An 8,504-nucleotide genomic window follows, 5' to 3' on the forward strand; every position below is an offset into this window, starting at 1 on the left:
CGTGCGCACCGTGTTGCGCCCGCCGGCCTTCGCCGCGTACATCGCGGCGTCGGCGGCGCCCAGCACGGCCTCGAACCCGACGCCGGTGGCGACGCCGATGCTGACGGTGACCACCTCGGCGTCCTGCGGGGAGCCCGGGCGCGCCGGGTGCGGCACCCGCAGGTCCTCCACCGCCGCCCGCAGCCGCTCGGCCACGGCCGCCGCACCGCCGGCGGCAGCGCCGGGGAGCGACCCGTCGAGCGCCGGCGCCTCCTCGAGCAGCACGGCGAACTCCTCGCCGCCCACGCGCGCCAGCACGTCCTGCGGGCGCAGCTGCGCGGCGAGCGCGCCCACCACGCGGCGCAGGCACTCGTCGCCCGCCGCGTGGCCGCGGCGGTCGTTGTAGCCCTTGAAGCGGTCGACGTCGACCAGCAGGACGCTCAGCGGGGCCTCTCCCGCGGGCACCCTGCTCGCCAGGCCCCGCCGGTTGAGCACGCCGGTCAGCTCGTCGCGCTCGGCGGCCGCGGCGAGCGCCTCGATGAGCTCCTCGCGCTCGCGGGCCAGGGCGTCGGCGCGGCGCCGGGCCAGGAAGCCGGCGCGCTCGCTGGTCTCCACGTGCACGGCCATCACCAGGCCGAACAGTCCCGCGACGGCGACCGCCAGCAGCCCGGCGAGCTCGGTGGGCACCGGGTCGACGGCCAGGGCGCTCTGCGCCCAGGCGAACCCGGCCAGCAGCGAGACCAGCGCCAGCGCGGCCTGGCGGGCGTCGGAGCGCACCAGGGTCGTGAAGAAGACGACGACGACGAAGGCGCCGCCGAAGTAGGCCCCGCCCAGCGCCTCCGGCGCCCGGTGCTGCACGAGGGTGAGCACGGCCACGAGCAGCAGCGCGGCCCCCGCGACGAGCGGGCCGTCGACCCCCGAGCCCGGGTGGGCGCGCAGCCGCGCGCCGCGCAGCAGCAGGCCGAGCAGCACGGCGGGGGTGACGACCCCCAGGCGCAGCAGCAGCGAGAGCCCCAGCACCTCGGGGGCCAGCACCGCGTCGACGAGGGCGTAGGCGTCGAAGAGCAGCAGCCCCAGCAGCGCCGTCGGCACGAACCAGCGGGCGCGCGCCGTCGAGCGCGCCCGGCGGTAGTCGGCCTCCACCTCGGGCGCGAAGGGCGCCAGCCCCGCCCGCAGGCCGCGCGGGCCGGTCCACCCAGCGGTCGCTCGTCCGGTCACGCCTGGGGATCGGCGCCCGGGCCCGCGCGCTCCAGCACCGCTCACCCGACCGGGCGCACGGGCGGCGCACGGGCGGCGCGCGGGCCGGGTCACCCGGGGTCGCACGAGGGAGCACCGACGGTGGATGATGGGCCCATGAGCGCGCACGCCACCCCGCCGGTGCACCACGAGGAGCAACGCTTCCGCGCCCCGGTCCGCTGGTCCAGGCCGAGCAGCGGCACCCTCGTCGCCCTGGGCGTGTGGGTGGTCGGGCTCGTCCTGGCCGGGCTCGTGCCGCTGTTCCTGCTCGGGGCCGACCCCTACGAGTCCGCCTCCGGCGGCCTCATCGTCACGGGGCTGTGCTTCACGCTCGCCGGCTCGCTGGTCATGGTCCTGTCCGCCTACCTGCTGTACCGCAAGAGCGGCAGCATCGGCGCGGCCATCCTCGCCTTCGTGCCCAGCTTCGTCTTCGCCGTCCTCGGCATCCTCATGGCCACCATGAAGGTCCTCTACGGCCAGTGACCCGCCGGCCGGCGCCCGGCCGCTCCGCCACGACCCGCTCCCCCGCCGGGGGTGCGGGTCGTGTCGTACCCGGGCCCTAGCGTCGTGCCCGTGCCGACCAGGACCACCGCCAAGACCGCCCGCCCCGGCTACCGCTGCGCGGAGTGCGGCTGGACGACCGCGAAGTGGGTGGGCCGCTGCGGGGAGTGCCAGGCCTGGGGCACGGTCGAGGAGGTCGGCGGCACCCCGGCGGTGCGCACGACCGTCCCGGCGCAGGTGCGCGAGCCCGCCCGGCCCATCGCCGAGGTCGACGTGGAGGCCGCGCGGGCCGCGCCCACGGGCGTGGACGAGTTCGACCGCGTCCTCGGCGGCGGCCTGGTGCCCGGGGCGGTGGTCCTCATGGCGGGCGAGCCCGGGGTGGGCAAGTCGACGCTGCTGCTGGACGCGGCCTCGCGCGTCGCGGCCAGCGGGCGCACCGTCCTGTACGTGACGGCCGAGGAGTCCGCGGCCCAGGTCCGGCTGCGCGCCGAGCGCATCGGCGCGCTGCGCCCGCGGCTGCTGCTGGCCTCCGAGACGGACCTGGCGACGGTCCTCGGCCACGTCGAGCACTCCTCGCCGGACCTGCTCATCGTCGACTCCGTGCAGACCGTGGCCTCCGGCGCGGTCGAGGGCGCGGCCGGCGGCGTCTCGCAGGTGCGCGAGGTGGCCGGGGCGCTCATCGCCGTCGCCAAGCGGCGCGCGCTGGCGACGCTGCTCGTGGGCCACGTGACCAAGGACGGCTCCATCGCGGGCCCGCGCACGCTGGAGCACCTCGTCGACGTGGTGTGCCAGTTCGAGGGCGAGCGGCACTCCCGGCTGCGGCTGCTGCGGGCGGTGAAGAACCGCTACGGCCCCACCGACGAGGTCGGCTGCTTCGACCTCGGCGAGGACGGCATCACCGGCCTGGCCGACCCCAGCGGCCTGTTCGTCTCCAGCACCCCCGAACCGGTCGCGGGCACCTGCATCACCGTCACGCTGGAGGGCCGCCGGCCGCTGGTGGCCGAGCTGCAGTCCCTCGTGGCCGCCGAGACCACGCCCGGCAACGCCCGGCGGGTGACCAGCGGCCTGGAGTCCAGCCGGGTGGCCATGGTGCTCGCGGTCTGCCAGCGCCGCCTCGGCGTGGGCATCGCCAACCGCGACACCTACGTCGCCACGGTCGGCGGCGTGAAGCTCACCGAGCCCTCGGTCGACCTGGCCGCCGCGCTCGCCGTCACCAGCGCCGCCCTGGACCGGCCGCTGCCGCCGGGGCTGGTCGCCCTCGGCGAGGTCGGGCTGGCCGGCGAGGTGCGCCCGGTCGGCGGCGTGCCGCGCCGGCTCAGCGAGGCCGCGCGGCTGGGCTTCACCGCGGCCATCGTGCCCGCGGGGTCGGTGCCTCCCGGCAAGGCGCCGGAGGGGGTGGCCGTGCACGAGGTCGCCACCCTCGCCGACGCCTGCCGCTGGGCGCGGCTGACCTCCGGCTGACCCCTGGCCGGTTCCCGGCCGCCCGTGGGGCGCGGGGCGGGTGCCCACCCGCCCCACGCGCCCCGCCGCTAGACTCCGGCCACCAGGCTCGACGTACGTGGGGAGGTGGGCCCGGTGGCGACCGCTGACCGGACTCCCGAGGAGATCCTGCGCGCGACCCTGGCGATCCTCGCCCCCGGCACGGAGCTGCGCGACGGTCTCGAGCGCATCCTGCGCGGGCGCACCGGTGCCCTGATCGTGCTGGGCTTCGACCGCGTCGTCGACGCCCTGTGCACCGGCGGGTTCACCCTCGACGTGGAGTTCTCCGCGACCCGGCTGCGCGAGCTGGCGAAGATGGACGGCGCGATCGTGCTGGACCGCGACGTCTCGCGCATCCTGCGCGCCGCCGTGCAGCTCGTGCCGGACTCCACGATCGAGACCAGCGAGTCCGGCACCCGGCACCGCACCGCGGAGCGGGTGGCCAAGCAGACGGGTTTCCCGGTCATCTCGGTGTCGCAGTCGATGCGGATCGTCGCCGTCTACACCGGCAACCGCCGCTACGTCCTGGAGGGTTCCGACGCCATCCTGGGTCGCGCGAACCAGGCGCTGCAGACGCTGGAGCGCTACCGCGCCCGCCTGGACGAGGTCACCGGCACGCTGTCGGCGCTGGAGATCGAGGACCTCGTCACCGTCCGCGACGTCTGCTCGGTCGTGCAGCGCATCGAGATGGTCAGCCGCATCGCCGACGAGATCGCCGGGTACGTGGTCGAGCTCGGCGTCGACGGCCGGCTGCTGTCCCTGCAGCTGGACGAGCTCGTCGGCGGCATCGGCCCCGACCGCGAGCTGGTCGTGCGCGACTACCTGGAGGCCAGCCGGCACGAGGGTCCGCTGGAGGCCGTCCTGGACGCCCTGGCCGGGCTGAGCTCCTCCGAGCTGGTCGACCTGTCGCAGGTGGCCCGCGTGCTGGGGTTCTCGGTGGGCGGCGACTCCCTGGACTCCGCCGTCAGCCCGAAGGGCTTCCGGCTGCTCAACCGGGTGCCGCGCCTGCCGGGGGCCATCGTCGAGCGCCTGGTGGACCAGTTCGGCGACCTGCAGAAGCTGCTCGCGGCGAGCATCGACGACCTCATGACGGTCGACGGCGTCGGCGAGCAGCGCGCCCGCGCCGTGCGCGAGGGCCTGTCGCGGCTGGCGGAGTCCTCGATCCTCGAGCGCTACGTCTGAGCGACCCCCGTCGCCCCCGTCGCCACCGCCGCCACCGGCGGCGGGTGCTCAGCCCGAGAAGCTGACGGTCACCGGCGCGGCGGCGACGCCGTTCCAGGTGCCGGTCACGGTGTAGGTGCCGTCGGGCACCATCTCCTGCCCGTCCGGGCACCCCGCCGCCGAGCGCTGGCGCGACCACGTGCTCGTCATCGACTTCGACGCCTGCGGTTCCACGTCGTAGACCTGCGAGGCGGTCGAGGACTGGCAGTCCTCGCTGGACCAGACCTGCGCGCCGGAGGCGTCGGTGGCCACAAAGGTGCGCATCCCGCTGCCGACCTCGACGCTGCAGGTGACCGGGGAGACGTTCTGCACGGTGAGCGCGAACTTGGGGGTGCGGCCGGGGCCGTACGTCGTGGCGTCGGAGGTGAGGACCACGCCCAGCGCGGCACCCTCGCAGGGGGCGACGGCGGCGGACGTCGTCGCGGTCGCCGACGGCGAGCCGGTGGGGCTCGCGGAGGGGCCGTCGGTGGGCTGTGCGGTGAGGGTGCTGGAGACCTGGGAGGGGTCGATCTGCTGGGCGGCCGGCTCGCCGGCGGCCCGCTCGGAGGTCAGCGCCCGCACGCCGAGGACGGCCAGGACGACCACCGCGAGCAGGACGAGGACGGCCAGCAGGCGGCGACGCCAGTAGACGCCCCTGCGCTCGGGTCCGACGGGGTGCAGCACGCTGCTCACGCGGCGACGGTAGGCGGCGCCGGCGGCACCGTCGAGCAGGCGCGCCGCAGGAAGGCTTGCCGCGCAACGCAACCACTGTCGGTACTGCGATGCTCACCCTGCGCGGTCGGAGGGGGTGGGGACGTCCCCGCCGCGTGCGACGATCGTCGGCGATGACGACCACCGCCCCGCCCGGCGCCCCCGAGGCCGCCGACGTGCTCGACCTGCACCTGCGCCTGCTCGACTGGTACGGGGAGAACGCCCGCGACCTGCCCTGGCGCGACCCGGCCTGCTCGCCGTGGGGCGTGCTCGTCAGCGAGGTGATGCTGCAGCAGACGCCCGTCGCGCGGGTGCTGCCCGAGTGGACGGCGTGGCTGCGCCGCTGGCCCGAACCCGCCGACCTGGCCGCCGAGGCGCCCGGCGAGGCGGTGCGGGCCTGGAACCGGCTCGGCTACCCGCGGCGGGCGCTGCGCCTGCACGCCGCGGCCGTGGCGATCCGCGACGAGCACGGCGGGCGGGTCCCCGACGAGCACGCGCAGCTGCTCGCGCTGCCGGGGATCGGCGCCTACACGGCGGCGGCCGTCGCCTCGTTCGCCTTCCGGCAGCGGCACGCCGTCGTCGACACCAACGTCCGGCGCGTGCAGGCCCGGGCGGTCACCGGCGCCGCCGAGCCGGCGCCCGCGCTCACCGCCGCCGAGACCCGGCTGGCGGTGCGGCTGCTGCCCGACGACCCGCGGACCGCGGCCCGCTGGGCGGTGGCCGTCATGGAGCTCGGCGCCCTGGTCTGCACCGCGCGCGCCCCGCGCTGCCCGAGCTGCCCGCTGGCCGACCGCTGCGCCTGGGTCCTCGCCGGCCGCCCCGCCCACGACGGCCCGGCGCGGCGCGCCCAGGCGTGGGCGGGCACCGACCGGCAGGTGCGCGGGAAGCTGCTCGCGGTGCTGCGCGCCGCCGACGGGCCGGTGGGGGCCGCCGAGCTCGCGGCCTGCTGGGACGACGCGGCGCAGCGCGCCCGGTGCCTGGACGGCCTGGTGGCCGACGGCCTCGTCGAACCGCTGGAGGACGGCCGGTTCGCCCTGCCCCGCTCCTGAGCGGCCGCTCGCGGGTCGCTCGTCGGGTCGCCCGTCGAGTCGGCCGGGTCAGTCGCCGGTGCTGCGACGCAGCTTCTTGACGTCGCCGCGCTGCCGCTTGGCGTCCAGGCGCCGGCGCTGCGAGCCCTTCGTGGGCTTGGTGGGCCGCCGCCGCGCGGGGCCCGGTGCGACGGCCCCGGCGAGCAGCTCGCGCAGCCGCTGCGCGGCGGCCTGCCGGTTGCGCAGCTGGGCGCGGTGCTCGGAGGCGACGACGGTGACGACCCCGTCGACGAGCCGGCCCTGCAGGCGCTGCAGCGCCCGCTCGCGCAGGTCCTCGGGCACCGAGGGCGAGCGGGCGAGGTCGAAGGACAGCTCGACGCGCGAGTCGGTGGTGTTGACGCCCTGGCCCCCCGGACCGCCGGCGCGCGAGAAGCGCTCGCGCAGCTCCGCGGCCGGGACCGTGAAGCGCCTGCTCACCCGCAGCCCCTCGTCCACTCCCCGTCCTCCCCGCTCAGCGCTCCCCCGCTCCGGCACCTCAGGCCAGGTGGGGCTCCAGGTGCCGGAGGACGTCGGCCAGCACCTTCTCCTGCCCACCCTCCACCCGCACCTGGAAGCCGCGCTCGTCCGGCTGCAGGTCCTGCAGGGTCTCCAGCTGGCTGTGCAGCAGGGAGGCGGGCATGTAGTGGCCCCGGCGGTGGGCCATGCGCTCCTCGAGCGCCTCGGTGGGCACCACGAGCTGGCAGAAGACCACCGAGGGGTGCCCGTCGGACAGCAGGTCGCGGTAGGCGCGCTTGAGGGCGGAGCAGGTGATGACGACGTCCTCGCCCAGCGCCTCGCGGTCGCCGATCCACGCCGCGATGTCCGACAGCCACGGCCAGCGGTCCTCGTCGGCGAGGGGGTGGCCGGCGCGCATCTTCTCCACGTTGGCCTGCGGGTGGAAGTCGTCGCCCTCCGAGCACTTCCAGCCCAGCCGCTCGGCGACCTGGGTGGCCACGGTCGTCTTGCCGCTGCCGGAGACCCCCGTGACGACGACGGTGGTGGTGCGGGAGGGGCGGGTCGGGTCGGTCATGGGCGCTCCTCGTGCCGTCCGGCCGCGGGGACGACCCGCAGCATCCTGCTGTTGCCCAGGGTGTTGGGCTTGACGCGGGCCAGGTCGAGGAACTCCGCGACCCCCTCGTCGTGGCTGCGCAGCATCTCCGCGTAGACGTCCTGCTCGACGGGGGTGCCCTCGATCTCCGTGAAGCCGTGCCGGGTGAAGAAGGCGGTCTCGAAGGTCAGGCAGAACAGCCGGGTGACGCCGAGGTCGTCGGCGCGCTGCAGCAGCGCCTCGAGGATGCGGGAGCCGACCCCGAGGCCGCGCACACCGGGGTCGACGGCCAGGGTGCGGATCTCGGCGAGGTCCTCCCACAGCACGTGCACGGCCCCGCAGCCGACGACGCGGCCGGCCTGCTCGGCGACGACGAACTCCTGCACGGCCTCGTAGAGGGTGATGAGCTCCTTGCCGAGCAGGATGCGCCGGCGGGCGTAGTCCTCCACGAGCCGGCGCACCGCGGGCACGTCACCGGTGCGCGCGGGGCGCACCACGACGGGCGCGGCGGCGGGCGCGGGCTCCGGTCTGGCGGGCTCCGGTCTGGCGGGCTCCGGTGTGGCGGGCTCCGGTGTGGCGGGCACGGCGCGATCCTCCCAGACCCCCGCACGCGCGACGGCCCGGCACCCCTCGCGGGGTGCCGGGCCGTCGAGCGCCGGTGAGGTCAGTCCTCGCCGTTGCCGTCCCCGACGGGGACGGTCACGGGCAGGTCCTCCTTGGAGGTGCCCTCGAAGGTGAACTTCTCCTCCACGCCCTCGCCCGCGGTGTCCACCGAGACGATCTGGCCCGGGCGCAGCTCGCTGAAGAGGATCTTCTCCGAGAGCACGTCCTCGATCTCGCGCTGGATCGTGCGGCGCAGCGGCCGGGCGCCGAGGACCGGGTCGTAGCCCTTCGTCGCCAGCAGGCGCTTGGCGGACGGGGTGAGCTCGATGCCCATGTCCTTGTCCTTGAGGCGGTCGTCGACCCGCTTCACGAAGAGGTCGACGATCTGGACGATCTCCTCCTGCGTCAGCTGCGGGAAGACGACGATGTCGTCGACGCGGTTGAGGAACTCCGGCCGGAAGTGCTGCTTGAGCTCGTCGTTGACCTTCGCCTTCATCCGCTCGTAGTTCGTCTGCGTGGTCTGCGACCCCGCGGCGAACCCGGTGCCGACGCTCTTGGAGATGTCCCGCGTCCCCAGGTTCGTCGTCATGATGATCACGGTGTTCTTGAAGTCCACCATCCGGCCCTGGGAGTCGGTCAGCCGCCCGTCCTCCAGGATCTGCAGCAGCGAGTTGAAGATG

The 8,504-nt window shown here is 75.9% G+C and carries 10 protein-coding genes; 4 read left to right on the top strand and 6 right to left on the bottom strand.

Annotation, left to right across the window (positions count from 1 at the left end):
- The coding region (locus GTQ99_RS27010) for a diguanylate cyclase (RefSeq protein ID WP_166616676.1) at positions 1–1,197 on the bottom strand (1,197 nt) is incomplete at its 3' end.
- Positions 1,198–1,332: 135 nt separating this feature from the next.
- Here GTQ99_RS27010 and GTQ99_RS15725 point away from each other — a divergent pair.
- The 3 genes from GTQ99_RS15725 (at position 1,333) to disA (ending at position 4,377) form a co-directional block, all read left to right on the top strand.
- Positions 1,333–1,698: a hypothetical protein gene (locus GTQ99_RS15725; protein ID WP_166616677.1), complete on the top strand. Its 366-nt coding sequence runs from the start codon at positions 1,333–1,335 to the stop codon at positions 1,696–1,698.
- 90 nt (positions 1,699–1,788) lie between these two features.
- On the top strand, positions 1,789–3,177 hold the full coding sequence (gene radA / locus GTQ99_RS15730; protein WP_166616678.1) for a DNA repair protein RadA: 1,389 nt from the start codon (positions 1,789–1,791) through the stop codon (positions 3,175–3,177).
- A gap of 114 nt (positions 3,178–3,291) precedes the next feature.
- Positions 3,292–4,377 carry a DNA integrity scanning diadenylate cyclase DisA gene (disA, locus tag GTQ99_RS15735; RefSeq protein ID WP_166616679.1) on the top strand — a complete coding sequence of 362 codons (1,086 nt, stop codon included), beginning with the start codon at positions 3,292–3,294 and terminating at the stop codon, positions 4,375–4,377.
- Positions 4,378–4,425: 48 nt separating this feature from the next.
- Here disA and GTQ99_RS15740 read toward each other — a convergent pair whose 3' ends face one another.
- On the bottom strand, positions 4,426–5,088 hold the full coding sequence (locus GTQ99_RS15740; protein ID WP_166616680.1) for a hypothetical protein: 663 nt from the start codon (positions 5,086–5,088) through the stop codon (positions 4,426–4,428).
- A 152-nt stretch (positions 5,089–5,240) separates the two neighbouring features.
- Between GTQ99_RS15740 and GTQ99_RS15745 the strand changes: the two genes are divergently transcribed.
- Positions 5,241–6,155 carry an A/G-specific adenine glycosylase gene (locus GTQ99_RS15745; RefSeq protein WP_166616681.1) on the top strand — a complete coding sequence of 305 codons (915 nt, stop codon included), beginning with the start codon at positions 5,241–5,243 and terminating at the stop codon, positions 6,153–6,155.
- Positions 6,156–6,203: 48 nt separating this feature from the next.
- On the opposite strand, the gene arfB is transcribed toward GTQ99_RS15745, so the two are convergent.
- The 4 genes from arfB to GTQ99_RS15765 all read right to left on the bottom strand — a co-directional run.
- Positions 6,204–6,629, bottom strand: a complete 426-nt coding sequence (gene arfB, locus GTQ99_RS15750) for an alternative ribosome rescue aminoacyl-tRNA hydrolase ArfB (RefSeq protein ID WP_166616682.1) — start codon at positions 6,627–6,629, stop codon at positions 6,204–6,206.
- A 40-nt stretch (positions 6,630–6,669) separates the two neighbouring features.
- Positions 6,670–7,203 carry a gluconokinase gene (locus tag GTQ99_RS15755; RefSeq protein WP_166616683.1) on the bottom strand — a complete coding sequence of 178 codons (534 nt, stop codon included), beginning with the start codon at positions 7,201–7,203 and terminating at the stop codon, positions 6,670–6,672.
- The gene (locus tag GTQ99_RS15760) at positions 7,200–7,805 is read right to left on the bottom strand and encodes an amino-acid N-acetyltransferase (protein WP_166616684.1); all 606 of its coding nucleotides are present in this window, start codon (positions 7,803–7,805) and stop codon (positions 7,200–7,202) included. Before GTQ99_RS15760 ends, GTQ99_RS15755 begins: the two co-directional genes overlap by 4 nt.
- Positions 7,806–7,885: 80 nt before the next feature.
- Positions 7,886–8,504 (bottom strand): AAA family ATPase (locus GTQ99_RS15765; protein ID WP_166616685.1); only part of this gene is annotated, 619 nt, incomplete at its 5' end.

This window comes from Kineococcus vitellinus (assembly GCF_009906315.1).
Classification (GTDB): domain Bacteria; phylum Actinomycetota; class Actinomycetes; order Actinomycetales; family Kineococcaceae; genus Kineococcus; species Kineococcus vitellinus.